The organism is Pseudomonas sp. GW460-12-10-14-TSB1 (genome assembly GCF_017349775.1).
GTDB classification, from domain to species: domain Bacteria; phylum Pseudomonadota; class Gammaproteobacteria; order Pseudomonadales; family Pseudomonadaceae; genus Aquipseudomonas; species Aquipseudomonas piscium.
The window spans coordinates 34,996-61,567 of sequence record NZ_JACNAC010000041.1; the positions used below are offsets into that span (position 1 = coordinate 34,996).

18 protein-coding genes and 1 pseudogene are annotated in these 26,572 nt (G+C 64.3%); 11 read left to right on the plus strand and 8 right to left on the minus strand.

Features of this window, described 5'->3' with window-relative positions:
- Positions 1 to 74: 74 nt before the first annotated feature.
- Positions 75 to 1,718 (minus strand): AarF/ABC1/UbiB kinase family protein, encoded by a 1,644-nt coding sequence (locus J4D52_RS21495; protein ID WP_102677403.1) that lies wholly within the window; start codon positions 1,716 to 1,718, stop codon positions 75 to 77.
- A gap of 279 nt (positions 1,719 to 1,997) precedes the next feature.
- On the opposite strand from J4D52_RS21495, the gene J4D52_RS21500 reads away from it, so the two are divergent.
- The 6 genes from J4D52_RS21500 (at position 1,998) to J4D52_RS21525 (ending at position 10,510) form a co-directional block, all read left to right on the plus strand.
- Positions 1,998 to 2,594 (plus strand): LemA family protein, encoded by a 597-nt coding sequence (locus J4D52_RS21500; protein WP_102677402.1) that lies wholly within the window; start codon positions 1,998 to 2,000, stop codon positions 2,592 to 2,594.
- A 24-nt stretch (positions 2,595 to 2,618) separates the two neighbouring features.
- Positions 2,619 to 4,571, plus strand: coding sequence for a M48 family metallopeptidase (locus J4D52_RS21505; protein WP_102677401.1), 1,953 nt, complete (start codon positions 2,619 to 2,621; stop codon positions 4,569 to 4,571).
- A gap of 150 nt (positions 4,572 to 4,721) precedes the next feature.
- Positions 4,722 to 6,545 (plus strand): monovalent cation:proton antiporter-2 (CPA2) family protein, encoded by a 1,824-nt coding sequence (locus tag J4D52_RS21510; RefSeq protein ID WP_102677400.1) that lies wholly within the window; start codon positions 4,722 to 4,724, stop codon positions 6,543 to 6,545.
- Between the two features lie 193 nt (positions 6,546 to 6,738).
- Positions 6,739 to 7,842, plus strand: coding sequence for a DNA alkylation repair protein (locus tag J4D52_RS21515; protein WP_102677399.1), 1,104 nt, complete (start codon positions 6,739 to 6,741; stop codon positions 7,840 to 7,842).
- 17 nt (positions 7,843 to 7,859) lie between these two features.
- Positions 7,860 to 8,255: an SgcJ/EcaC family oxidoreductase gene (locus tag J4D52_RS21520; protein ID WP_102677398.1), complete on the plus strand. Its 396-nt coding sequence runs from the start codon at positions 7,860 to 7,862 to the stop codon at positions 8,253 to 8,255.
- A 374-nt stretch (positions 8,256 to 8,629) separates the two neighbouring features.
- Complete coding sequence (locus tag J4D52_RS21525) at positions 8,630 to 10,510, plus strand: DUF3857 domain-containing transglutaminase family protein (RefSeq protein WP_102677397.1); 1,881 nt, start codon at positions 8,630 to 8,632, stop codon at positions 10,508 to 10,510.
- 120 nt (positions 10,511 to 10,630) lie between these two features.
- Here J4D52_RS21525 and J4D52_RS21530 read toward each other — a convergent pair whose 3' ends face one another.
- The gene (locus tag J4D52_RS21530; RefSeq protein ID WP_102677396.1) at positions 10,631 to 11,530 is read right to left on the minus strand and encodes a LysR family transcriptional regulator; all 900 of its coding nucleotides are present in this window, start codon (positions 11,528 to 11,530) and stop codon (positions 10,631 to 10,633) included.
- 131 nt (positions 11,531 to 11,661) lie between these two features.
- Here J4D52_RS21530 and J4D52_RS21535 point away from each other — a divergent pair, with 131 nt between their 5' ends.
- Both J4D52_RS21535 and J4D52_RS21540 read left to right on the plus strand, forming a co-directional pair.
- On the plus strand, positions 11,662 to 13,308 hold the full coding sequence (locus tag J4D52_RS21535) for a GMC family oxidoreductase (protein ID WP_102677395.1): 1,647 nt from the start codon (positions 11,662 to 11,664) through the stop codon (positions 13,306 to 13,308).
- 200 nt (positions 13,309 to 13,508) lie between these two features.
- Positions 13,509 to 15,131 carry an MFS transporter gene (locus J4D52_RS21540; RefSeq protein WP_102677394.1) on the plus strand — a complete coding sequence of 541 codons (1,623 nt, stop codon included), beginning with the start codon at positions 13,509 to 13,511 and terminating at the stop codon, positions 15,129 to 15,131.
- Positions 15,132 to 15,312: 181 nt separating this feature from the next.
- Here the strand turns inward: J4D52_RS21540 and J4D52_RS21545 are convergent, their stop codons facing one another.
- The 3 genes from J4D52_RS21545 to J4D52_RS21555 form a co-directional block, all read right to left on the minus strand.
- The gene (locus J4D52_RS21545; RefSeq protein WP_102677393.1) at positions 15,313 to 16,551 is read right to left on the minus strand and encodes a DUF2599 domain-containing protein; all 1,239 of its coding nucleotides are present in this window, start codon (positions 16,549 to 16,551) and stop codon (positions 15,313 to 15,315) included.
- Positions 16,552 to 16,657: 106 nt separating this feature from the next.
- Positions 16,658 to 18,352 carry a DUF2599 domain-containing protein gene (locus J4D52_RS21550; RefSeq protein ID WP_102677392.1) on the minus strand — a complete coding sequence of 565 codons (1,695 nt, stop codon included), beginning with the start codon at positions 18,350 to 18,352 and terminating at the stop codon, positions 16,658 to 16,660.
- Positions 18,353 to 18,546: 194 nt separating this feature from the next.
- Positions 18,547 to 19,980: a serralysin family metalloprotease gene (locus J4D52_RS21555; RefSeq protein WP_102677391.1), complete on the minus strand. Its 1,434-nt coding sequence runs from the start codon at positions 19,978 to 19,980 to the stop codon at positions 18,547 to 18,549.
- A 278-nt stretch (positions 19,981 to 20,258) separates the two neighbouring features.
- Here J4D52_RS21555 and J4D52_RS21560 point away from each other — a divergent pair, with 278 nt between their 5' ends.
- Both J4D52_RS21560 and J4D52_RS21565 read left to right on the plus strand, forming a co-directional pair.
- Entirely contained in the window at positions 20,259 to 20,555 is a 297-nt protein-coding gene (locus J4D52_RS21560) for a hypothetical protein (protein WP_102677390.1), read from the plus strand.
- A gap of 30 nt (positions 20,556 to 20,585) precedes the next feature.
- Positions 20,586 to 20,915 (plus strand): DHCW motif cupin fold protein, encoded by a 330-nt coding sequence (locus J4D52_RS21565; protein WP_025809566.1) that lies wholly within the window; start codon positions 20,586 to 20,588, stop codon positions 20,913 to 20,915.
- Positions 20,916 to 20,968: 53 nt separating this feature from the next.
- Here J4D52_RS21565 and J4D52_RS21570 read toward each other — a convergent pair whose 3' ends face one another.
- A complete protein-coding gene (locus J4D52_RS21570) occupies positions 20,969 to 23,329 on the minus strand; it encodes a DNA polymerase II (protein WP_173678556.1) in 2,361 nt (786 codons plus the stop codon).
- Between the two features lie 569 nt (positions 23,330 to 23,898).
- On the opposite strand from J4D52_RS21570, the gene J4D52_RS21575 reads away from it, so the two are divergent.
- A complete protein-coding gene (locus J4D52_RS21575) occupies positions 23,899 to 24,228 on the plus strand; it encodes a hypothetical protein (protein WP_063429768.1) in 330 nt (109 codons plus the stop codon).
- A 218-nt stretch (positions 24,229 to 24,446) separates the two neighbouring features.
- Here J4D52_RS21575 and J4D52_RS21580 read toward each other — a convergent pair whose 3' ends face one another.
- Complete coding sequence (locus tag J4D52_RS21580) at positions 24,447 to 26,294, minus strand: amidohydrolase (RefSeq protein WP_102677388.1); 1,848 nt, start codon at positions 26,292 to 26,294, stop codon at positions 24,447 to 24,449.
- A 44-nt stretch (positions 26,295 to 26,338) separates the two neighbouring features.
- A pseudogene (locus J4D52_RS21585) lies at positions 26,339 to 26,572 on the minus strand (antibiotic biosynthesis monooxygenase); the annotation flags it as partial.

Here is a 26,572-nt window from a genome sequence, read left to right on the forward strand (position 1 = left end):
TCCGAATGCTGGATTCTTTATCGAGTTTTCCTAGCGGAGCGGGAAAGACCGCCGACACTCCCCGCTCCCCCTGCTCAAGACCGCCAGAACAAACTCCAGACAAACGCCAGCACCCCACCCAAAGTCGCCACTCCCGCCAGCCAGGCCACCACCGACAGTCCCTGCCAGACTGGCCCGGCCGCGTCGATCTGTGGGCCGAAGGCGATCAGCAGCGCGCTGACCAGCAAGGCCAGGGACAAGCGGGTCGAGGCCAGGCGCAGGGATTTTTCCAGGCGTTCGACGCTCGGCATGTCGAGGCGCAGGTCGAGCACGCCGTGTTTCAGGCGGTTGATCAGCAGGCGGGTCAACTGCGGCAGTTCGACGGCGACGCCACGGCCCAGTTCCAGGCCATCGAGGCCCAGGCGGCGAGCGAGTTTCCAGCTGAACTGGTCCTTGAGCATCTTGTGGATCGCCGGGCGCGCGGTGGCCACCAGGTCCAGTTGCGGGTCGAGCCGGGTGAGCACGCCATCGGCGGTGATCAGCGCCTTGAACAGCACCAGCAGGTCGGCCGGCAGCAACAGCTGGTATGCGCGCATCAGGCCGAGGAAGTCCTCGATCATCGCACTCATGTTCAGCGCCTTGCCGCCGTGCCGCCCCATGAACTCCCGGGCGGCCTGTTCGATGGCGGACAGGTCGCGCACCTGCTCGCCGCTCCAGTCGATCAGCACCGCCACCAGCGCTTCGGTACTGCCCTCGGTCATGGCCCGCATAAAGCCCATGACCTCCAGGCGCCGGCGCTCGTCGAGGCGCCCGACCATGCCGAAGTCGATGAAGCCGACCCGGTTGTCGTCCATCGCCCGCAGGTTACCGGGGTGCGGGTCGCCATGGAACAGGCCGTCTTCCAGCAGCATCTTGATAAAGGCCTGGGCCCCGCGCTGCGCCAGCAGGCTCGGGTCCAGGCCCTGCTCGATCAGGGCCTGACGCTCCAGCGGCGTATGGCTGGGGAGGAACTCCTGGACCAGCAGGCGCTCGCTGCTGTGCCGCCAGTGGATACGCGGAATGGCGATCTGTGGATGCTCGACGAAATTCGCCGCCACCCTGTCGCAGTGCTGGCCTTCCTGGGTGAAGTCCAGTTCTTCGAGCATCGCCCGGGCCAATTGCCGGACCATCTGCCGTGGCTGGTAATGGGCCAGGGCGGCGTTCTCTTCCACCAGCATCGCCACGCCTTCCAGCAGTTGCAGGTCGGCGCTCATCTTGCGCCGCAGACCGGGGCGCTGCACCTTGACCACCACCGCCTCGCCACTGAGCAGGCGCGCGCGATAAACCTGGGCGATGGAGGCCGCCGCCAGCGGCTCGGTGTCGAACTCGGCGAACACCTGGTCCAGCTCAAAGCCCAGGTCGTCACGCACCTGGTCTTCCAGTTCGCTCCAGGGCAAGGTCGCGGCGCTGCTGTGCAACGACTCCAGTTCGCTGATCCAGTGCGGCGGCAGGATATCGCTGCGGCTGGCGAGGATCTGCCCGAGCTTGATAAAGGTCGGCCCGAGTTTCTCCAGGGCCAGGCGGACCCGCTGCGGCGTCGAGTCCTGCGGCTGCGCTTCAGCGCTGGCCTGCGACTCGCCCAGCAGGCGCCCCAGGCCCAGGCGCAGCAGCACGTCCTGGGCACCGAAGGCCGCCAAGACAGCGACTATCTGATGCACCCGCTTATGGTGTTTGAGTGCCGTCCAGGTGGGTTCGAGCATGGTCGGGATGATCCTTCACAAGGTGACGCCCGCGGCGTGGCCGACGGGCTCAAGGTTGGGTGGCGCGCCTGCCGGGAACTCCGGGACCGACGACGCACCTGCAAGGTCCGACCACAACGAGCAGCAATCATTCAGAACGCGGCAGCGCCGATTGCACGCCCCGACTCGTTCTAGGTGCTGCCGAAGACCGCATGCCGGCGGTTGCCCATGGCGGCGCCCGCGATAAATTCGGTTACCATGGCGCCCCCCTGAAATCCGCACGCCGATAAGGACATCCGTATGGCTGTTTCAACTATTGTGGTTCTGCTCGTTCTGGCCCTGCTGGTGGTCTACGTCATCACCGTCTACAACGGCCTGGTGGCCCGCCGGAACCGCTTCAAGAACGCCTTCGCGCAGATCGAAGTCCAGCTCAAGCGCCGTTACGACCTGATCCCCAACCTGGTGGAAACCGCCAAGGCTTACCTCAAGCACGAGCGCGACACCCTCGAAGCCGTGACCGCGGCGCGCAACGCCGCGCTGGCGGGCCTCAAGGCCGTCGCGGCCGAGCCCGGCAACCCGCAGCACATGGCGCAGCTGGGCCAAGCCGAAGGCGCGCTGTCCAGCGCCATGGGCCGGCTGAACCTGAGCATGGAGGCCTACCCGGACCTCAAGGCGTCGCAGAACATGCAACAGCTGAGCGAAGAACTGACCAGCACCGAAAACAAAGTATCCTTTGCCCGCCAGGCCTTCAACGACACGGTGATGAACTACAACAGCTACAAGCAGAGTTTCCCGCCGGTGATCCTGGCCGGCCTGTTTGGCCATGGCGCCGACGCCAGCCTGCTGCAATTCGCCGACAGCGCCCTGATCCAGGAAGCCCCCAAGGTCGCGTTCTAACCCCCTGTCACCATGGATGGTCCGATGAATTTTTTTGAACATCAGGCCCGGGCCAAACGGCGTACCGGCACCCTGGTGCTGCTGATGATCCTGGCCGTGCTGTGCCTGGTGACTGTCACCAGCCTGGCGCTGAACCTGCTCTGGCTGCAATTTCTCAAAGAGATGAAGCAGTCGCCGAGCTTCGACTGGCGGCTGACCGCGATGATCGCCGCGGTGGTGTTCCTGGTGGTGATCGGCAGCAGCATGGGCAAGCACTCCGAACTGAAAGCCGGCGGCAAGGTGGTCGCCAAGCGCCTGGGTGGCCGGCTGATCAACCTGCACCCGGACGGCCTGGAAGAACAACGGCTGCTCAATGTGGTCGAGGAAATGGCCCTGGCCTCGGGCACGCCGGTACCGCAGGTGTACGTGCTGCCCGATGCCGGGATCAATGCATTCGCCGCCGGCTTTACCCCACAGGAAGCGGTGATCGGGGTCACCCGCGGCGCCATCATGGTGTTCAACCGTGAGGAACTGCAGGCGGTGATTGCCCATGAGTTCAGCCATATCTACAACGGCGACATGCGCCTCAACACCCGGCTGGTGGCGATTGTCCACGGCATCCTGGTTATCGGCCTGACCGGCGAGGCGATGGCCAACGGGGTCAACCAGGCCGGCCGGCTGGCACAGAATCGGGTCGGCGGGCTGGCGATGTGGAGTGGCCTGGCGCTGATCCTGCTGGGTTCGGTCGGGACCTTTTTCGGCAATATGATCAAGGGCGCCATCAGCCGCGAGCGCGAGTTCCTCGCCGATGCCTCGGCGGTGCAGTTCACCCGCAACCCGGCCGGTCTGGTCGGCGCGCTGAAAAAAATCGGCGGTTATGCCGCCAGCTCGAAGCTCGACAGCGCCTTCAGCTCTGAATACAGCCACCTGTATTTCAGTGAAGGGGCCACCCTCTCCGTCTATGGCCAGTCCGCGACCCATCCGCCCCTTTCGGCGCGGATCCGGCGCCTGGAACCCGGCTGGGACGGCCGCTTGCCCACCATCGAAGCCATCGAACTGCCGGCCGAGCCCGCCCGCTCCGGGCTGGACAGCTCCGGCGTGTTCAGCCGCCAATCGCAAGCGACCAGCGCCCTGGTCTTCGACCTGAATGCGATCAAGCAGTCGATTGCCAGCATCGGCAGCCCGAACGCGCAACATCTGCTGGCGGCACAAGCGGCGCTGGTCAGCCTCGACCCGGCGCTCCAGCGCAGCGCCCACAGCACCACCGGCGCCCAGGCGCTGATCTATGGCCTGCTGCTGTCCACCAATGATTCGATGCGCCGCCGGCAACTCGCGCAGCTGGAGGCCAACAGCCCCACCGAGGTCTTCGGTTGCCTGCAAGCCCTGCAAAAACAGCTGGCGGCCCTCGACCCGAACCTGCGCCTGCCGCTGCTCGACCTGTCGATACCGGCCCTGCAGCAGCTGGACAAGAAAGCCTGCAAGCCGTTCATGGACAACCTGCGACAACTGATCGACGCCGACGACCAGGTCGAGCTGCTGGAGTGGACGCTGCTGCGCATCGTGCAGCGCAATGTCGAAGGCCTGCCGGCGCCCGAATACAAATGGGGACTGTTCCAGCGCAGCGAAGAACTGGCGGTCCTGCTCGGCGCCCTGGCCAGCGCCGGGCAAAAGACCGCGCAGCAGGCCCAGCTGGCATTGGCCCATGCCTGGACCGGCCTGCCCTTCGCTCAGCCGCAACCGACGGAAGTCGACCTCGAACACCTGGATGCCGCCCTGGTGCGCCTGCGCCAGCTGATGCCCGAGGAACGGCCGACGCTGCTGCAAGCCATGGCCCGCTGCGTCTGCTACGACGGCCAGGTCACCGTGGCCGAAGCCGAGTTGATGCGCGCCGTGGCCGATGTGCTGGATTGCCCGATGCCGCCGCTGCTGTCCCCCGCAGCCCCGCAACCGGCATCCACCCAGGCACCTGTAACATCCCCCCAGACCGCCACGCTCTGAACGACGGCCATCTATCCCTGCCTCGCGGCTGACGCCAGCCCGGGCAGGCTTTATTCTCCCCCCGGGGAACCGATGGCTGCCGCCGTTGCCTGAGGCGCAACCATGGTTTTCCGCGCGTCAATCAATACCCGTTTTCCCAGGAGTAAGCCCATGCCCCATGAAGGCAACCTGTTGCAAGCCGCTGTCGTGTTTCTGTTCGCGGCGGTGCTGACCGTCCCCCTGGCCAAGCGCCTGCAGCTGGGGGCCGTGCTTGGCTATCTGCTGGCCGGGGTGATCATCGGCCCGGCGGTGCTGGGGCTGGTGGGCAACCCGCAGAGCATCAGCCATGTGTCGGAGCTGGGGGTGGTGTTGCTGCTGTTCATCATCGGCCTGGAGCTGTCGCCACGACGCTTGTGGGTGATGCGCAAATCGGTGTTCGGCGTCGGCCTGGCCCAGGTGCTGCTGACCGGGGTGGTGATCGGCTGCGTGGCCCTGTTCCTGTTTGGCCAGCCACTGAACAGCGCCATCGTGCTGGGCCTGGGCCTGGCGTTGTCGTCCACCGCCTTCGGCCTGCAAAGCCTGGCCGAGCGCAAGGAGCTGACCAGCCCCCACGGGCGCCTGGCCTTCGCCATCCTGCTGTTCCAGGACATCGCGGCGATTCCGTTGATCGCCATGGTTCCGGTACTGGCCGGGGTCGACCACAACACCAGCAGCGCTGAAGACCTGCGCCATGGCTTGCAGATTCTGGGCAGCATCGCCGTGGTGGTGATCGGCGGCCGCTACCTGTTGCGCCCGGTGTTCCGCGTGGTGGCGCGCACCGGCCTGCCGGAGGTGTCCACCGCCACGGCCTTGCTGGTGGTGATCGGCACCGCCTGGCTGATGGACATGGTCGGCGTGTCCATGGCCCTCGGCGCCTTCCTCGCCGGCCTGCTGCTGGCGGACTCGGAATACCGCCACGAACTGGAAGCGCAGATCGAACCCTTCAAGGGCCTGCTGCTGGGGCTGTTTTTCATCAGCGTCGGCATGGGCGCCAATATCAGCCTGTTGTTCAGCGCGCCGATCGCGGTGCTGGGCCTGACCCTGCTGCTGATCGCCATCAAGCTGCCGCTGCTGTTCGTGGTCGGGCGCCTGGCCGGTGGCCTGGGGCGCTTGAGCGCGGTGCGCCTGGGGGTGGTGCTGGCGGCCGGCGGTGAATTCGCTTTCGTGGTGTTCAAGATCGGCCGCGACCAGGGCCTGTTCGAGGCGCGCCTGTATGACCTGCTGGTGCTGACCATCACCCTGTCCATGGCCGTGACCCCGCTGCTGCTCCTGGCCTGCGCGCGCTTCTTGCAGCCCAAGGCGAAGCACGTGGAGATGCCCGCCGAATACCGCGAGATCGAAACCGACGCGCCACGGGTGGTGATCGCCGGCATGGGCCGGATGGGCCAGATCGTCGCGCGGATCCTGCGGGCGCAGAAGATCCCTTTCGTGGCCCTCGACACCTCGGTCGACACCATCGAGCTGACCCGCAGCTTCGGCGGCATGCCGGTGTTCTACGGCGACCCGATGCGCGCAGAAATCCTCAAGGCGGCCAAGGTCGGCGAAGCGGAGTATTTCGTGATCGCCACCGACGACCCGCAGACCAACATCAACACCGCGGCGGTGGTGCGCAAGCTCTACCCGCACATCAAGATCATCGCCCGCGCCCGTAACCGCCAGCACGTGCACAAGCTGGTGGACCTGGGCGCCGAGGCGGTGCGGGAAACCTACTACTCGAGCCTGGAAATGAGCCGCAAGGCGCTGATCGGCCTGGGCCTGACCCAGGCCCAGGCCGACTCGCGGATCAAGCGCTTCACCGCCCACGACGAACAGGTGCTCGAAGCCCAGCACGCGATCTACGACGACCACGCCAAGATCCTGCAATCGGCCCAGGAAGCCCGGGCCGAACTGGCGCGGCTGTTCGAGGCGGATGAGCAGGACGAGCAGGCCGACGGAGTGCTGCCGCCACCGCGTTGAATATCGGGCCGCGCGATGCGGCCAGAATCCTTTCGCGGGCAAGCCTCGCGCCTACAGAAGCGGGACTCTGTAGGCGCGAGGCTTGCCCGCGATGAAGGATGACAGGGGCTCACGCCTGGCCAAGTGCTCCTGACATCATCTGTCAGTCAGTTGCGCTACAGTGCTCGGCGCCCCGTCCCGAATGGATACGCCGATGACCGCAGCCAGCCCCAGCGCCCCCGCCCTCAAGGAAATCTTCAACACCGAACGCCTGGAACACATCGCCCGGGAAATGCTCGCGGTGTACCCGGCCTTCGACCACCGAGGGTTTCTCGCCCACGCGAAACAGGGCCTCGCCGAGCTGTCGGTGATGCAACGCCTGGCGCGGGTCAGCGAAAGCCTGCAGGCGGTGCTGCCGGCGGATTACGACGCCAACCTCGCCCGGCTGTACGAGCTCGCCCCGCGCCTGAACAGCCGCTTCGTCTGCATGTTCCTGCCGCACTATGTGGCCAGCTACGGCGGGCACGCCTTCGAGCGTTCGATGCAAGCGCTCAAGCATTTCACCGCCTTCGGCTCCTCGGAGTTCGCCATCCGCCCGTTCCTCGCCAGCGACCTGCCACGCACCCTGGCGGTGATGCGGGACTGGGCCCGGGACGACAACGAGCATGTGCGCCGCCTGGCCAGCGAAGGCAGCCGCCCGCGCCTGCCCTGGTCGTTCCGCCTGGAGCGGATCCAGGCCGACCCGACCCTGGCGGCGCCTATCCTCGAACGCCTCAAGGCCGACCCCAGCCTGTACGTGCGCAAGTCGGTGGCCAATCACCTCAACGACATCACCAAGGACCATCCCGACTGGGTGCTGGCATTGATCGAAGGCTGGTCCCTGGACAACCCGCACACCGCCTGGATCGCCCGCCACGCCCTGCGCAGCCTGATCAAGCAGGGCAACCGCCGGGCGCTGGCGATCGTCGGCGCCGGGCATGCGCCGCAGGTGACGCTGCATGGCCTGCGGGTCGAGCCGGCGGTGATTCGCCTGGGGGAGCGGATCAACCTGTCCTTTGCCCTGGAATCCACCGCCGACACCAGCCAGCGCCTGGTGGTGGATTACGCCATCGACTACGTCAAGGCCTCGGGCGGCACCAGCGCCAAGGTGTTCAAGCTCAAGGCCTTCACCCTGGCCGCCAAGGCCCGGGAACAGCTCGACCGCGCCCAGCACATCCGCGAACTGACCACCCGCCGCCACTATCCCGGGCGCCATGTGCTGCATATCCTGGTCAACGGCGAGCGCCTGGGCAGCACGGCGTTCGATATCCACAACTGAAGCCGCAAGGAGCGAACATGCAGGCCCACCCGCTGAAAACCCTGATCGAAGCCGCCGACCGCGCCATCACCGCCGAAGACTTCGACAGCCTGATGGATTTCTACGCCGAGGACGCCACCCTGGTGGTCAAGCCGGGCCTGGAAGCCCGGGGCAAGGAACAGATCCGCCGGGCGTTCGTGGCCATCGCCGAGCACTTCAACCACAGCATGCTGGTCAGGCAGGGCGCAATGCAGGTCATCGAAGGCGCCGGCACCGCGCTGGTGATCATGCACACCCTGCTCGACACCCTGGACCGGGACGGGGTCGCCAGCACCCTGGAACGGCGCGCCACCTATGTCTTTCGCCATGAGCCGTCGGGCGCCTGGCGCTGTGTGATCGACAACTCCTACGGCACCGACCTGCTCGACGGCTGAGCCAGCGGGCGGCGATCTCGTAACAAATTGTTTCGCAAAATCAGCCGAGCGACTTCTTGCGAAAACAACGGAAAACCGCCTGGAATCGTTCAGCTTGCAGATATGGCTTTGAGCCATATCTGCGGGGACGAAAACCCTGTTTCGCGGAAGAATCCCAGCGCCGCGGACGCCCTCTCCAGCCGTCCAACAATCTCGCCCCATTCAAAGAAACCGCTCTATCTCAAGCCTTTCAGCCAACACGAATTGTCAGACAATGCTGTAAATCCGTATTGCGATAAATTATCATTTGGCGCCTCCCCCGCTAGCCACCCGCCTGTCACGTCTGATTTACCCTGTGCGAGGTGGCTGATTCCAATGATTCACCCGAGGCGCTCATGTACCGTTTTCCGCTTTACCGTCCCCTGATCTGCGCCGGTCTCGGACTGCTCTCCTGGCAAGCTCTGGCTGCCTATCAACCGCAATCGGAAGCCGCCCTGGCCGCCGACGCCGAGATGGAATGCCAGTTCAACGCAGACCACAGCAGCGACTGCACCACCACCCAGCACTACACCATCCTCACCCCGGCGGGTCGGGAAATGCTTTCGCGCATCGACTTCAGCTACGCCGAGACCGATGGCTTCGAACTGCGCAAGGCCGAATTCACCCAGCCGGGCGGCAAGCCCGTGGCGCTGGCGCCGGCGCAGATCGATACGCGCACCGCGCCCAATCCGGAACAGGGTTTCCTGCGCGAAAAACAGACGTCCCTGGCCTTCCCCAACCTGCGGGTCGGCACCCGGCTCAGCTACACCGTGCAGCAGCATTACGCGGCCAAACCGCTGCTGGGGCAGTTCCACTCGGTGCTGCAGTTCGGCCCCAAGCCGGTGCGCCAGGACAGCTTCAAGATCACCTACCGCGCCACGCGCCCGATCATCTGGCGCAGCGAGCAGATGGACGACTACCGCTTTAGCGCCTCCAGCGACCGGAAAAAACTCACCATCGAGCAGAAGGCCCCGGTCTTTCTCAACTACATCAATGAACCCGCGATCGGCTTTATCCAGCGGGTGCCGCGGGTCGAGCTGGGCAGCAGCACCGAGGTACAGGACTATTTCGGCCCACTGGCCCAGCGTTACCAAGAGATCCTCGCCACGCCGCTGCCAGCGGCCAGCGCCAAGGCCGTGGCCGCCTTGCGCGAGCTCTCGCCCGCCGCGAAAGTCGCCGGGTTGATGCAGCACATCAACGACAACTACCGCTACCTGGGCGACTGGCGCGCCACCGAACGGGGTTACGTGCCCTTCGAGCTGGAGCAGATCGAACAGCGCGGCTATGGCGACTGCAAGGACCTGGCGGTGCTCCTGGCCGCCATGCTCAAGGCCAGCGGGATCAAGGCCGAGACGGCCTGGGTCAGCCGCGAGAACGTCGTCGCGCCGCTGTTGATCCCCGGCACCCACGCACCGAACCACGCCATAGTGCGGGCCGAGGTCGACGGCAAAGTGTGGTGGCTGGACCCGACCAACCCGGTATTCGACCCGGGCCGCAGCATGCCGGACATCCAGGAGCGCTGGGCCTTTGTCAGCGACGCCAACGGCCAGGTGCGCGAGGACTACATTCCCCTCGAAGCGCCGGACACCAGCATCGTGCTGGACAAGCAGGAACACTTCGACCGCACCGGCCAGGCCAGGGTCAACGCCCGTATCGAATTCAGCCATATGGAGCTGATGCGGCTGATGGTGTCCGACAACCAGAGCGGCATCGCCAGCAACGACCAGAGCCTGTGCGAACGTTTCACCCGGGAACTGCGCGACTGCCAGATCGACCGCGAGCCGACCGCCTTCGTCGCGCCCAGGACCTACCGGGTCAAGGCTTCCCTGACCGACCTCAAGCCATTGGAAAACATCTCCGGCAGCTACTTCTACAAGAGTCCGGCCCTGGAGGGCGACTGGGACTTCCTGGTCAACTACCGCCGCAACGGCCAGTTGGCAGACCTGTACATCGGCGACGCCAATACCCTGCGCTACACCATCACCCTCTCCGGCGCCCAGCTGGACAAGGACGTCAAGGCCTGCAACGTGCGCTCGCCCTGGTTCGACATGGACCTGCGCAGCGAACGGGTCAAGGGCGAGTACCGCTATCACTACCGCCTGAGCCAGAAAAAACGCTGGCTGAGCCATGAGGACATCATCAGCGCGCCGTTCGAGGCCATGGTCAGCCAGGCCAAGGACTGCTCCGAGCAAGCGCGGCAGTTGGTCCAGCTCAAGGGTGCAGCGAAAAAGACCTGATCCGCGCCCCCTGTAGGAGCGAGGCTTGCCCGCGATGAACGTCAACGATGACGCGTATCACCTGGATGAACGCGTTGTTCTTGCGCTCATCGCGGGCAATCGAGCGTCGACCGGCCGCTCCTACAAAAAACGAGTCTCCGCGAGCAACAAGCCCTGCTCGGCCGCGCACAATTCGACCAGGTAATCCCACACCACCCGCAGGCGCACTGACTTGTGCAGGTCGCGCCGGGTGCTGATCCAGTAGGCGCGCTGGATGCTCTCGCCGGGCAGCAAGGGCACCAGCTGCGGGTCGCCGGCGGCCATGTAGCACGGCAGCACGGCGATCCCCAGGCCGGAACGCGCGGCCTGTTGCTGGGCGAGCACACTGGTGCTGTGGAACACCACCTTGGGGTTGCGGCAGAAACTGTTGAGGAACTTCAGTTCCTGGCTGAACAGCAGGTCGTCGACATAGTCGATCCAGGCATGCCGCCCCAGGTCCTCGCGGCTGCGCAGCGGCGGCGCGCGGTCCAGGTACGCCTGGCTGGCGTACAGGGCCAGGCGGTAGTCGGTGAGCTTGCGGGTCACCAGCATGTCGGCGTTGGGCCGCTCCAGGTGGATGCTGATTTCCGCCTCGCGGTTGAGGATGCTGACAAAACGCGGAACCGCCACCAGCTCCACTTCCAGCCCCGGGTAGCGCTCGAACAGGCCGCGCAGGCGGCTGGCGAGAAACATGATGCCCAGGCCCTCGGTGACACCCACCCGGATCTTGCCCAGGGGCGCGGTGGACTGGGTGATTTCCTCCTGGGCCAGCAAGGCCACGTTCTCCATGGCCTCGGCGTGCTTGAGCAAGGCCTCCCCGGCCGGCGTCAGTTCATAGCCCTGGGCGTGCTGGACGAACAGCGCGGTGCCCAGGCTTTTCTCGATCGCCTCGATATGCCGGGCCACCGTGGCGTGGGTGGTCTTCAGCCGCTGGGCCGCGGTCAGCAAGCGACCGCTGCGTTGCAACTCGAGAAAAAACCGCAGGTCGTTCCAGTCGAACATGACTCTTCCTTGCAGATGCCGGGGGAAGCCGCTGTTTAAAAACGCACAGCGGCTGAGCAAAAACTAACATTCTTTTAACGAAAGCTAACAACTAGGATGAGCCCAACAAGAACGATAAAGCGAGGTCATGGATGCTGCCTGCCTTCGATCCATACGACTACATAGTGGTCGGCGCCGGCCCCGCCGGTTGCCTGCTGGCCAATCGGTTGTCCGCCAACCCGGCCCACCGCGTCCTGCTGCTGGAAGCCGGTGGCCGCGACAACTACCCCTGGATTCACATTCCCGTCGGCTACCTGTTCTGCATCGGCAACCCGCGCACCGACTGGTGCTTCAAGACCGAAGCCGAACCCGGCCTGCAAGGCCGCAGCCTGAGCTACCCGCGCGGCAAGGTGCTGGGCGGCTGCTCGTCGATCAACGGCATGATCTACATGCGCGGCCAGGCCGGCGACTATCAGCGCTGGGCCGCCGACGGCAACCCCGGCTGGAACTGGCAGGACGTGCTGCCGCTGTTCCGCAAAAGCGAAAACCACTTTGCCGGCGACTCGGAATTTCACGGCGCCGCCGGCGAATGGCGGGTCGAGCGCCAGCGTCTGTCATGGCCGATCCTCGATGCCTTCCGCAGCGCCGCCGAACAGAGCGGCATCGCCAGCATCGACGACTTCAACGGCGGCGACAACGAAGGCTGCGGCTACTTCCAGGTCAACCAGAAAGCCGGGGTGCGCTGGAACGCCGCCAAGGCCTTTCTAAAGCCGATCCGCCAGCGGCCCAACCTCACCGTGCTGACAGGTGTGGAGGTCGATCGCGTGCTCCTGGAAAACGGCCGCGCGGCCGCGGTCAGCGCCCGGCACCAGGGCCAGCCGCAGACCTTCAAGGCCCGTCGCGAAATCATCCTCAGCGCCGGCTCCATCGGCTCGCCGAGTATCCTGCAACGTTCGGGAGTCGGCCCCGCCGCCCTGTTGCAACGCTTAGGCATAGGCATCACCCACGAGCTGCCGGGGGTCGGCGGCAACCTGCAGGACCACCTGCAACTGCGGCTGATCTACAAGCTGGAAAACGCCCGTACCCTGAACCAGATCGCCGGCAGTGTATGGGGCAAGCTGGGCATGGGCCTGCGCTACCTGTACGACCGCAGCGGCCCGCTGTCCATGGCCCCGAGCCAGCTGGGAGCCTTTGCCCGTTCCGGGCCGGAACAGACTTCGGCCAATCTCGAATACCACGTGCAGCCACTGTCGCTGGAACGTTTCGGCGAACCGCTGCACGCCTTCCCGGCCTTTACCGCGTCGGTCTGCGACCTGCGCCCGCAAAGCCGGGGCCGGGTGGAAATCCGTTCCGCCGACCCGCAGGCGGCGCCGCTGATCCAGCCCAACTACCTGAGCCATCCGGAAGACCTGCGGGTCGCCGCCGACGCCATTCGCCTGACCCGGCGCATCGTCGCCGCGCCGGCCCTGCAAGCCTTCAAGCCCACGGAGTACTTGCCGGGGGCCGAGTTGCGCAGCGAAGAACAACTGCACGAAGCCGCCGCGCGCATCGGCACCACCATCTTCCATCCGGTGGGCACCTGCCGCATGGGCCAGGGCACGGATGCAGTGGTCGATGCCGAACTGCGGGTGCATGGCATCCCCGGCCTGCGCATCGCCGATGCCTCGATCATGCCGTACATCACCTCCGGCAATACCTGTTCGCCGACGCTGATGATCGCCGAGAAAGCCGCCGAGCTGATTCTCGCCACCTCGACCAGGAGCGCTGCCGCCGAAAAACAAACCGTCACCCCCGCCTGATCCGTGTAGGAGCAAGGGGGACGCCTAGTTCTTGCTCGCGATGGCGTCCTGCAGGGCGATGCAAAGCTCAAGGGCCTATCGCGAGCAAGCTTCGCTCCTACAAAAGGCAGATGCAGAAGACAGCGACAAGATGCAGATAGCGACGCCACGCTGGCGCCGACAGTGGAACAACAAAAACAATCACTGTGAGGGATATCGATATGTCGGAACATGCTCAATCGATGGACGCGGCCGTCGCCGCGCCCACCAGCCAGGAAAGCCAGAAAGTCATCTTCGCCTCGTCCCTGGGGACGGTGTTCGAGTGGTATGACTTTTTCCTCTACGGCGCCCTCGCGGCGGTCATCAGCAAGCAGTTCTTCGCCGGGGTCAACGACACCACCGCTTTCATCTTCGCCCTGATGGCATTCGCCGCCGGGTTCGTGGTGCGGCCGTTCGGCGCCCTGGTGTTCGGTCGCCTGGGGGACATGATCGGGCGCAAGTACACCTTCCTCGCCACCATCGTGCTCATGGGCCTGGCGACCTTCGCCGTGGGCCTGCTGCCGACCTATTCGAGCATTGGCATCGCCGCGCCGATCATCCTGGTCGCCCTGCGCATGCTCCAGGGCCTGGCCCTGGGCGGCGAATACGGTGGCGCCGCGACCTACGTCGCCGAGCACGCGCCCCAGGGCAAGCGCGGCTTCCACACCAGCTGGATCCAGTCCACCGCGACCCTCGGCCTGCTGCTGTCGCTGCTGGTGGTGCTGGGCTGCCGCTACTTCACCGGCGATCAGTTCGAGGTCTGGGGCTGGCGCCTGCCGTTCCTGCTGTCGATCGTGCTGCTGGGCATTTCCACCTGGATCCGCCTGAGCCTGCATGAGTCGCCGGCCTTCCTGAAAATGAAAGAAGAAGGCAAGGCCAGCAAGGCGCCGATTCGCGAATCCTTCGGCAAATGGGAAAACCTCAAGGTGGTGCTGATCGCCCTGTTCAGCATCAACGCCGGGCAAGCGGTGACCTTCTATGCCGCGCAGTTCTACGTGCTGTTCTTCCTCACCCAGTTCCTCAAGATGGACCCGGCCCTGGCCAATATGCTGCTGATCATCAGCGTGGTGATCGGCGCGCCGTTCTTCATCTTCTTCGGCTGGCTGTCGGACAAGATCGGCCGCAAGCCGGTGCTGATGGTCGGCCTGTTGCTGGCCACCGCGCTGTACTTCCCGATCTTCAAGTCCCTGGCCCACTACGCCAACCCGGCCATCGACCAGGCCAGCCGCCAGGCGCCGATCAGCGTGCTGGCCGACCCCGCCACCTGCACCTTCCAGTTCGACCCGGTGGGCAAGGCGCGTTTCGACAGCCCGTGCGACAAGGTCAAGACCTTCCTGGTCAAGCAGGGCCTGCCCTACACCAGCGTCGCCGCGCCAACCGGCAGCCCGGTGCAGGTCAGCGTCGGCGAAGTGCAGCTCGACGGCTTCGACGAAGCGGCCCTGCGCGGCGCTGTGACCCTGGCCGGCTACCCGCAATCGGCCGACACCCAGAACGTCAACAAAACCATGGTGGTGGTGCTGATCGTCGCCCTGATCCTGATCGCCGCCATGTGCTACGGCCCGCTGGCGGCGCTGATGGTCGAGCTGTTCCCGACCCGCATCCGCTACACCTCCATGTCCCTGCCCTACCACATCGGCAACGGCTGGTTCGGTGGCTTCCTGCCCACCGTGTCCTTCGCCCTGGTGGTGTACACCGGCGATATCTTCTACGGCCTGTGGTACCCGGTGGTGATCACCGGGGTCAGCCTGCTTGTCGGCCTGATCTGCCTGCGGGAAACCCGCAACGTCGATATCGACAACAACTGATGTCGAGCATTTCGCGAGCAAGCTCGCTCCTGCAAGGCCTGTACATTTTCCTGTAGGAGCGAGCTTGCTCGCGATCAATCCCAGGACCACCGCAGGCCTCCAGCCCCCGTCCACTGGGCCCGGAAACGAGAACGGCCCGGATCAGAAGATCCGGGCCGTTTGCGTTGCGAACGAAAAAGCCTCAGTAAGGATTGCAGCGCTGGGCTACAGCCGTGGCCTGGTCGACGTAAGGCCGCGCCGGCTCAAGGTTCCACTCGGGCTTGTTCCGGACGGGCCTGCCGTCATAGCTGGCCGCCAGGTGACACACCAATTGCCGGCGGAGCGAGCCACCATTGACGCTGTATTGCCGCCATTGCTCATCGTCTTTGTGCTGGTTGTACAACTCGGCAAACATCCTGTCGGTCTGGTCGTCCTTGATCGCCCGGCCGCAAGCGGTGGGCACTACCTGGAGCGACCAGGCCTTGGGCCCGAGCTTCGGATCGTCGCGTTGGACCCAGGAACTTGACTCGATGTACTTGTCGCAAAATTGTTGCGTGGGCGCAGGAGCGGTCTGGATGCACGAGAAGCTGGCCTTGCCGGCCGGCGTCCGCGGAAAGTCGATCTTGACGATGTTGCGGTCCTTGCCGGTCTTGTTCTTGTAGTCGCGCTGATTGGCCAGCGCATCGCTCAAGCCCCGTTGATCGCTGTAGAAAAACGCCAGGATCGGCAGTTCGTTATCTTTCGGATTACCCAGGCGCAACTCGGTCTGGGTCTGGAACTCACGGGGATTGATGACTCGCCGGGCCCCCATGAAGTTTTGAAACGCGCTGACCCGATCCTGGCTGCTCATGGGATTGCGCATGTTGAAGCCACATTGCAGCTGGTCCTGCTTGCGGTCGTTGTTGAACCGGGTGAAGTGCGCGACCCAGGCATTGGAGCTGTTGATAGGCGGGGCCATGGCCTGGCATACCGCCTCTGTCTGGCTGGTGTTGCGGTTGTTGCCGCAGCCCCGGTCATCCCGGAAGTCGGTCCAGGCGTCGTTGGGAAACGCGCAGTAGACGTGCACCGGGGTCTCAGGGTCGCGCACCAGGTCGATCGGCTTGATGATGTAGCCGTTCTGGGTGCTCATGCCCGGGTCTTCATAGCTGATGCCGTCGGCGCGCATCCAGGACGCGGCAAAGGTCCCCAGTTCCCTGGCCTTCGGGCTGGGGTTCCAGACATCCCATTGCTGCCCCTTCGCCGGGTCGGCGCGGTGCGTGCCCCTGATCAGCAGGCCCGAACAGTCCGACGCCGGATCTTTCCCGCAACTGTCGACAGTTTTGTTGTAGAGGCTTTCGACCTGTTTCAGCGTCTCCTCGCAGGACTCGGCATTGGCCGATGTCATGTGCAAGAACAACGGTAATACGAGTATCGGGACAATCCTGTTCAAAGTTTTTTTCATGGCATGCATCTCCCTGATTAGCCAAAACACAACCTGCACTCTTCGATCCATCCGAGCGTCACTGCACCTCCCTTCTGCCTGGCGAAAAAATCAAGCGGCCGGCCACTCAACGCGGGACCGGATTGCACCCCGCGGCGCGGGTCTCGCTGTCCGACAGCGCCGGCCGGAAAGGCTCGAGATTCCACGGCGTCTTGCCGCGGTAGTTGACCAGCACGCAGCTCAATTGCTGGCGCATGCTGCCGGCGGATTTCTCATTGTCGCGCCAGTTGCTGTCGGCCCCCTTGAGGGCAAACAACTGTTCGTACAGCATCCCGGCCTGCTCGTTGGGCAAGGCGCGCCCGGCCGCCGTGGGCACCACGCTCAAGGTCCATTCATCCTGGCGGGTACCGGGGTCGTAGCGCTTGACCCAGTCGGCGGAAGCGATGTACTGCGGCGCCTGCACCGGCACGGGATTGCAACCGGCCTTGGCCGCTTCCTGGGGCGTGACGTTGGGGCGGAACGGTTCCAGGTTCCACTCGGTCTTGGCCGGGTAGTTCTGCACCAGGCAGCTCAGTTGCTGACGCATGCTGCCCGGGGACTTTTCATTGTCGCGCCATTGGCTGTCGGCGCCGCGCAGCTCGAACAGCTCCTTGTACAACGCCTCCTGGTCGCTGGCCTGGATCGCCTTGCCCTGGGCGGTGGGCGTGACGTTGAGGGTCCATTCGTTTTTCTTGCTGCCGGGGTCGTAGCGCTCGACCCAAGTGGCCGCAGCGATATAGCGCGGCGCCGGTGTCACCGGCGCGGGCTGCCCGCCACCGGCGGCCGTCAGGTCGATCGCCTGGTCGGCGGCGACATAACTGAAGCGCTGCTCCGCCGGCTTGGTGAAGTCCAGCCGCAGGATCGGCACGCTGTAGCCCTGGGCCTGGAGTTTCTTCTGGAAGTTGCGCGCGCTGTTCAGGCCGTTCTCCGGTTTCGGCGGCGCCTGGTCACCGCGGGTGGCGAAGTTCTGCGTGCTGTTGACGTTGTAGATGAAGGCGTCGATGTACTTCATGTTCTCGCTGCCATCGTTGGTCGCCGAGGCATTCTTGAGCATGAATTCGTTGACCTGGGCGCTGTAGGCGAAGGGGTCCTTGTTGGTGGTGTTCACCCGCGATTCGTGGACCCGGATCATGGCGTTCCAGTCGCTGGGTTTTTCCGCGTTCCAGGAACACTGGCTGTACTGGATCGGCCCCTTCATCAAGCCGGTGTATTTCTGCGTCCACTGCTCGGCGGTGCTGACCCCGACTTCCGAACAGGTGCCATAGGCCAGCGCGGCATTGCGGTTGGTCATGGTGCTCTGGGCGGAGCGCGGCGGTTCGCGGCTGTCGAAGAAGCCGCAGCCGTACCACTTGCGTTCCGGCCCGGTGCCGCCGTCGAAGGCGTAGATACAGGTCCAGCCCTGCTCCTTGACCGGCAGCTTCAAGGCCGCCGCATCGGTGGGCGTGCGCAGGATGAAACCGGCCGGGTGGATGAGGATCTTGGTGCTCAGGTCCTTGCGGATCCAGGAGTAGGAGGTCGCACCGATCTTGATCGCGTAAGGGCTGTAGTCCCAGGGGTTGAACGGCCCGTCGTTGACCATGCGCAAGGTCACGCCGCTGCAGTAGTAATGACCGCGCGCGGCGCCGGTGTCGGGCTCCCGGCAGGCGTCCTTGAGGGTGTTGTAGTTACGGTTGATGCGGTTCAGGGTCTCGAGCGGATCGAGCGGCGGCTGGGCGGCCACCGCGCAAAATGCCAGGGGCAGGGTCCAGGCCAGGAGAAAAGACGAACGAACGGCTGGGTGCATGGCGACCTCCTTGTCGCAGTGCGGGTGAGAGCTTTCGGAGTCAGCCTAGACCAAGGATGAAAAAATGTTGCCAGAAATGTCGCGCGAAGGCCTGGGAGAAAAACCACAACTTGGGATTGGGCAACAGGCTGGAGAGAGAGGCGGTGCTTCTGAAAAAAAAGCGGCGCATTGCGCGCCGCTTCCGTTGCTGTCGATCAGGCCACTATATCGGTGGTCGCCGCCTGGCCGATGGTGCCCACGGCGAAGTCCACCGCGCCCAGGCCGGTGAGGTCGACCATCAGGCTGGTCTGGTCGGTCTCGGCGTAGTAGGTCAGGATCGCGTCGCCGGCGTGGCCGGTGAAGCCGCTGACGAAGTTCAGGGTCGCCTGCCCCGAGGCGAACTGCGCCAGGCCGCTGAGGTCGATCTTGTCCTGGCCACTGGTGAAATCCATGATCCAGTCGGGTTCGGTCAGGGTCGAATCCGAAGCCTCGCCGAACACGAAGGTGTCCGCCCCTGCCCCGCCCCACAGCGTGTCGCGACCACCGCCGCCATATAGGATGTCGTTGCCGGCACCGCCTTCGAGGAGGTTGGCCGCGGCGTTGCCGATCAACAGGTCGTTGCCCGAACCGCCGATGGCGTTTTCCAGGGTCACGCCATGGGCCACGGACACGTTGCCCACCAGGCCGCCGACGTCGGAGAACGAGCCTTCGTTGAGGTTGATCTTCTGGTTCTGGGTGAAGCCGGAGAAGTCCAGGGTGTCGTTGCCGCCGCCGTCCCACACCGAGAACACCAGCTTGGAGGCTGCCGAGCTGGCGCTGTAGAAGTCACGCCCGGTGTTGGAGTTGAAACCGTACACGGTGTCGTCGGCGCGGGTCTCGTGGTTGGCGCCGTAGAGTTTCTGCACCGCCACGATGTCGTCCATCAACGGCGCCGAAGCGTAGGCGCCACCGCCGTCCTTACTGAAGTTCTGCCCGGTGTTGCTCTCGCTCCAGTAGCTCATCAGGCTGTAGCCGCGAGTGTCCTGGGCGTAGGTGGCATCGTTGTAGGTCGGGTTGCCGTTGCCGGCGTTGTAGGTGCCCGGATGGGACAAGCCCAGGCTGTGGCCGATTTCATGGGTCAGGGTCTGGCGGCCGTAGTTGCCGTTGCCCGGGGTCTCGTTGACCCGGTACTGATCGTTGATCAGGTACCAGGACTGGCCGTCATAGCTGCTGCCCGAAGGCAGGTAGGCGAAGGCCGCACCGCCGGTGCTGACGTTGTAGTTGCCGAAACTCAGGTGCCCGTCACCGCCGCTCGCCGCTTCGTTGAAGCTCACATTGGCCACGTCCGACCAGGATTGCAGGGCCAGGAACGCCTGGGCTTTCTGCAACGCGCTGAACTCGCTGAAGGTACCCAGCTTGGGGTTGTAGTTGGCCGGTTCGCGGGTGAGGAAGCTGTAGCTGAGTTCGACCTTGCCGTCGCCGTTCTGGTCGTGCCAGGACAGGTTCTTGCGCAGGATCTGGTCGGCGGCCTGGTCTGCGGTGTACGACGGCTTGCCGTTCACCAACTCCGCGCCGCCACGATCATAAGCGTGGCTGAAGGCAGTGATCAGTTGGTAGGCATCGCTGCCTGGAGCTGCCGAAAAACCGGCATTTTCTTTGGCTTTTGACATCATTTACATCCTTGTTCAACGCTGAAAGTTTCCGATAGACCACGGCGACCTGTTAGCGAGATCGTCCTATCACTCGCCCTATTCAAGGCGGGGAAAAACTGACACAGAGGCCGGCGCCTCGTCCACGATTTTTATTGTCCTACAATATGCCCAGACGACTTCGCGCCTCATTAAAATCGCTGCCAACCCCCTGCCTCGGCGTGCCATACGCTAAGCTTCAGCGCTAACGGAACCATTGCCACACCCGAGCTTCTGTCTGCTTCCTGAAGGAGTCCACAATGAAAAAAATCCTCCTGAGCTGCGCCCTGTCGATCGTTGCCAGTGCGGCCCACGCCGAAGGCATCCCATCGTTCAACGTCGACTGTCCGGGCAATATCCCGGTCAGCGCGGACCAGGGCGGGCCGGTGTTCATCAACGGCAAGCAAGCCCAGACCAAGACGGTCAACGAACGTTTTTTCGAGGCCACGGGCGCGGGCGTCACGGTGACCATCAGCGTGGAGGACGACGATTCGGTGGTCGTGACCTATACCGGCAAGCAAGGCGCCAGCGGTATTTGCACCTCGGTCGACGACTGAGCCACTTCAACCCGGACAGACAGGCATTCAATGGACATTGCAGGCATTCCCTTCGGCACCACCGACTGGTCACAGATCGAAGCCACCGAGCATCGCGGCGAAACCGGTAGCGCCTACTGGCGCACCCGGCAGTTCGGCGCCATCCGCGCGCGGATGGTCGAATACAGCCCCGGCTACCTGGCCGATCACTGGTGCTCCAAGGGGCATATCCTGTTTTGCCTGGAAGGCGAGCTGCACACCGAACTCGAAGACGGCCGCCGGTTCGTGCTGACGCCCGGCATGAGCTACCAGGTGGCGGACAACGCCGAACCCCATCGCTCGTTCACCGCGGTCGGCGCCAAGTTGTTCGTGGTTGACTGAGCCACTGGGCGGACGGGGTTGCGCCCCCCGTCCGCCGCTTCAGGGCAGCTGTTTCAGAACAGCCCCATCTGCCCACCCACCAGGGTGCTGAAATCATCCTGCACGAACGGCAGGATGGCATCCGCTACCGGCTGCAATTGCCGGGTCACGTAGTGATCGTAATCGATGGCCGCGGTGCGGTTTTCCAGGGGTTCGGGGCCGGCCAGGGTGATCACGTAGCTGATCCAGCCGCCGTTCTGATAGCGCTGGGGCCGACCCTGCTGCTGGTTGTATTCGTCGGCCAGGCGCGCGGCGCGCACATGGGGCGGCACGTTGCGTTCGTAATCGTCCAACTGGCGGCGCAGGCGCTTGCGGTACACCAGTTGCTCGTCCAGCTCGCCGGCCAGGGTACGCCGCACGTAGTCGCGCACATAGTCCTGGTACGGCTGGCGGTGGAAGATCCGCTGGTACAGCTCCTGCTGGAACTGCTGGGCCAGCGGCGACCAGTCGGTGCGCACCGCTTCCAGGCCCTTGTAGACCATCTCCTGGGTGCCGTCGGCGCGGGTCACCAGGCCGGCGTAGCGTTTCTTGCTGCCCTCCTCCGCGCCACGGATGGTCGGCATCAGGAAGCGGCTGAAGTGGGTTTCGAACTGCAGCTCCAGGGCACTTTCCAGGCCGTACTCATCGCGCAGGTGATCGCGCCACCACTGGTTGACGTGCTGCACCAGGGCGCGGCCGATGCGCGTGGCATCCGCCTCGGCGTGGGCGCTGCCGAGCCAGACGAAGGTCGAGTCGGTGTCGCCATAGATCACCTTGTGGCCCTGCGCTTCGATGAGCTGGCGGGTGCGGCGCATGATTTCGTGGCCGCGCATGGTGATCGACGACGCCAGCCGTGGATCGAAGAAGCGGCAGCCACTGGAGCCGAGCACGCCGTAGAAGGCGTTCATGATGATCTTCAGCGCCTGGGACAGCGGCGCGTTGTGTTCGCGCTTGGCCACTTCGCGGCTCTCGGCGACCCGGGCGACGATCGACGGCAGGCAATGCCGGCTGCGGGAAAACCGCGCGCCGCGAAAGCCCGGCACCGACTCGTCGTCCGCCGGGTGGCGCAAGCCTTCCACCAGCCCCACCGGGTCGATCAGGAAGCTGCGGATGATCGACGGGTACAGGCTCTTGTAGTCCAGCACCAGCACCGACTCGTAGAGACCGGGCCGCGAGTCCATGACAAAACCGCCGGGGCTGGCCTCCGGCGGCTTCTCGCCGAGGTTCGGCGCGACGAAGCCCTGGCGGTGCATCAGTGGCATGTACAGGTGGGTGAAGGCCGCCACCGAACCGCCGCTGCGGTCGGCCGGCAGGCCGGTGACCGTGGCCCGTTCGAGAAGAAAGGTGAGCAGCTCGGTCTTGGCGAAAATCCGCGTCACCAGCTCGCAGTCCTTGAGGTTGTAGCGCGCCAGGGCGGGCTTGTCCTCGGCGAACATGCGGTTGATTTCGTCCATGCGCTGGTAAGGGTTATCGATCGACTTGCCTTCGCCGAGCAGGGTCTGGGCGACGTTTTCCAGGCTGAAGGACGGGAAGCTCCAGGTCGCCGAGCGCAGGGCCTCGATGCCATCGATGATCAGGCGCCCGGCGGCCGCGGCGAAATAATGGGTCCGGCTGCCGTGTTCGCGCCACTGCATCTCTTCGCCACCGCGCCCCAGGCGCAAGGGCACCGCCAGGCGGCGGGCATGTTCGTGCAGCACCCGCAGGTCGAACTGCACCAGGTTCCAGCCGATGATCGCGTCCGGGTCATGCTGCACCAGCCACTGGTTGAGCCGCTCGAGCAACTGCTCGCGACTGGCGCAGAACTCCAGGTCGAAGTCCACCGCGCTGCCGTCCTCGCGAGCGCGACCGAGCATGTACACCTGGCGCTGGCCGCAACCTTCCAGGGCAATGGAATACAGCTCGCCGGTCTCGCTGGTCTCGATATCCAGCGACACCAGCTTCAAAGACGGCCGATAGTCCGGAGCCGGCTTCATCTGCGCCTCCAGCAGCATCCCGCCCTCGCCCGGGGTGCCGCCGAACCACACCGGCGCGGTGATGAAGCGCTCCATCAGGTAGCGCTCGGGCGGACGCACATCGGCCTCGAACACCTCGACGCCGGCGCGGCGCAAGGTCTTGTCGAGGCGGATCAATTGATTGTGCTGCGGGCAGTACAAACCAAGCACCGGGCGGTGCTGGAAGTCGCACAGGCCCAGGGGCCGCAATTGGACATCGCGATCGTCGGCCAACAGGCGCCGGGCCTGCTCCTGCTGTTCGGCGGGAATGAAGGCCACGGAGGTCTGCACCGGCAAGCGGATCTGGCGCGGCCCGGCGTCGGTCGCCAACCAGAACTCGACTTCCGTGCCTGCCGGCGTGTCACGCCAATGCCGGGTCAGGACGAAGCCCTGCTGTAAATCCACCACTGCAACCTCAAGAACCTGTTTCAAGGCCTCGATTCTACCTGTCCTCGGTCGCGATAGCCCGTTCCGGGCATGTGCCTAAAGGTTTTGTCGGACAATATGTAGTGCTTTAAAATTTTCACTACAAAACCGTTGACGAGGCGAATTTGCCCTTGCATGATGCAGACGTCTCCCCGATCGGGAGACTTGGCAAAGGTGTTATGAGCAAGCTCGTCTGACCGCCGAGCTGTTAACCCGGATGTGTACTGCCCACAAGGCAGATTGATGAAACTGACCTGGCATGAACGTCCAGTACAAAGGGCGGGAAGCTGGCGAAAACTCCTCAAGATGCTTGTGGCCGAAACTGAAAACTTCGGCAGCTTGATCCAGGTTTACGCTGCTTCTCTTCGTTGTGACGCTATTGCGTAGCAGTTAATCAAGACGACTACACGCATCAGGCTCTGGGCCTTATCTGTATCCGACAGACACCCTCTGTCGCCCTGTTTCCGGTATCAGGGTTCAACTTACCGATGTAGCGATATCAATTAGCGACTCAACTAGATAGATCGAAATGGTCAAGGGGCTTACAAATGAATCTGAACAATCAACCTACTATTGATGAACTGGCTCGTATGTTCGCGGCACAGAAAGACAAACATGACAGCCACATCCTGTGGATTGCCAAGTCTGGCCAGGTCCATATCGACTGCCTGTCGCCCCACGCCCATGAAGAAGAGTTCGACAAGAACAACCAGGACCTGCTGGCCCGCCTGAAAATGTACCGCCGTGGCCAGGGCTACGTCGGCAAGAAGGCCGCCGCCGACAGGGACTTCATCGGACGGGTACTGGATACCCTGAAGAATGAATGGCAATCGCTGCAGAACAGGTCGGAAGTTCGGGTGATTGACCGGTTCTGCTAAGTACAACTTGTCGTTGTCGCTGATGAACTGCTGATCCATTAAATAAAAAGGGACGCTCCCAATAAGAGCGTCCCTTTTTTATTGCAACTTTTCGGTTATTCGGATGATGTGGTGTTTCTGGTAAAGCGCGTTATCGTTTATCGCGCGCAAGCTGCGCTCCTACAGAAGCCTCCAATCCCGTAGGAGCGAGGCTTGCCCGCGATGCAGGCGCCGCCCGATCAGAAGGCAAAACACGAACAACCAAAAGCCCCCCAGAATCCCTGGAAATCACTGACCGGCACATTGGACAGCCGCGCCCTCTCGTGACCGTGGGCGTGCACGCCGCACGGGCCGCTGCACTGGTGCACCTGGTTGAGCACCGGCGAGGCTGGGCGCCAGTGGCCCGGCACCTTGACCACCGGCGACCAGTCCGGAGTCACCGGCAGGGTCGGCGGTGCCAGCCTGGAGAAATCGCCGGCGGCGTGCACCACCTTGCCGTCGACCACAGTCAGCACCGACTCGATCCACTTGATGGCCTCTTCCTCGACGCTGAAATAATCCGCCGACAGCGCCACCAGATCCGCCAACTGGCCGACCTTGATCTGGCCCTTCTTGCCCTGCTCCGAGGAGAACCAGGCGCTGCCATGGGTGTACAGCTCCAGCGCGGTGTCGCGACTCAGGCCCTGGGGATAGAGCTCCAGGCCGCCGACAGTCTTGCCGCTGACCATCCAGTACAGCGAGGTCCAGGGGTTGTAGCTGGAAACCCGGGTGGCGTCAGTACCAGCGCCCACCGGCACGCCCTCGGCCAACATGCGCTGGATCGGCGGCGTCTGTTCAGCAGCCTTGGCGCCGTAGCGATCGACGAAGTATTCGCCCTGGAACGCCATGCGATCCTGGATCGCGATGCCACCGCCCAGCGCCCTCACCCGCTCGATGTTTTTCGGGCTGATGGTTTCGGCGTGGTCGAAGAACCACGGCAGGCCGTTGAAAGGAATATCGCGGTTGACCTTCTCGAACACATCAAGCATGCGCGAGATCGATTCGTCGTAGGTGGCGTGCAGGCGGAATGGCCAGCGCTGCTCCACCAGATGCCGCACCACCGGTTCCAGCTCCTGCTCCATGGTCTGCGGCAGGTCCGGGCGAGGTTCGAGGAAGTCCTCGAAGTCCGCCGCCGAGAACACCAGCATCTCCCCGGCGCCGTTATGGCGCAGGAAGTCGTCGCCCTGACCATAGGTGACCTTGCTGGTCCAGTTCTTGAAGTCCGCCAGCTCTTCCTTGGGCTTCTGAGTGAACAGGTTGTAGGCGATGCGCACCGTCAACTGCTGCTTGGCCGCCAGCTCGTTGATCACCTCGTAATCGTCCGGGTAGTTCTGGAAACCGCCGCCAGCGTCGATGGCGCTGGTGACACCGAGGCGATTGAGTTCGCGCATGAACTGGCGGGTCGAGTTGACCTGGTATTCCAGCGGCAGCTTCGGCCCCTTGGACAGGGTCGAGTAGAGGATCATCGCGTTGGGCCGGGCCACCAGCATACCGGTGGGTTCGCCATTGGCATCGCGGACAATCTCGCCACCCGGCGGGTTCGGCGTGTTGCGGTTGTAGCCCACCACCCGCAGCGCCGCGCGGTTGAGCAAGGCGCGGTCGTACAGGTGCAGGACGAACACCGGGGTGTCCGGCGCGGCCTGGTTCAGTTCCTCAATGGTCGGCATGCGTTTTTCGGCGAACTGGAATTCGTTCCAGCCACCCACCACCCGCACCCATTGCGGCGCCGGTGTGCGCTCGGCCTGGTCCTTGAGCATGCGCAGCGCATCCACCAGCGACGGCACGCCTTCCCAGCGCAGTTCCAAGTTGTAGTTCAGGCCGCCACGGATCAGGTGCAGGTGCGAGTCGTTGAGGCCGGGGATCACCGTGCGGCCCTTGAGGTCGATGACCTGGGTGGCGCTGCCACGCAGGGCCATGGCCTTGGCGTCGTTGCCCACGGCGATGAACCGGCCGTCCTTGATGGCGACCGCGGTGGCCGTCGGCCGGGCCCGGTCGACCGTGTGCAGGCGGCCGTTGTGCAGGATCAGATCGGCAATGGCGTTGCTCATGGCAGTACTCCTTGTCGGCGAAAAGTAAGGCCCGCTCGGGCCACTCATGCAGGGGTTCGTGGTTGCAGCCAGCGACTGAACAGGCGGGTCACCCAGGGCATGAAGACATAGACCACCAGCAGCACGATGCTCAAGGTGATCAGCACGTTGGCCGGAATGTAGCCAGCGAACCATGGCAACCAGGCGAACAGCGGTTGCCACAGGGCCGGTACCAGGAAGCTCAGCGGCAGGATCACCAGGAAGGTCACGCACGCCTGCTTCCAGCGCGGCGGCGGTGT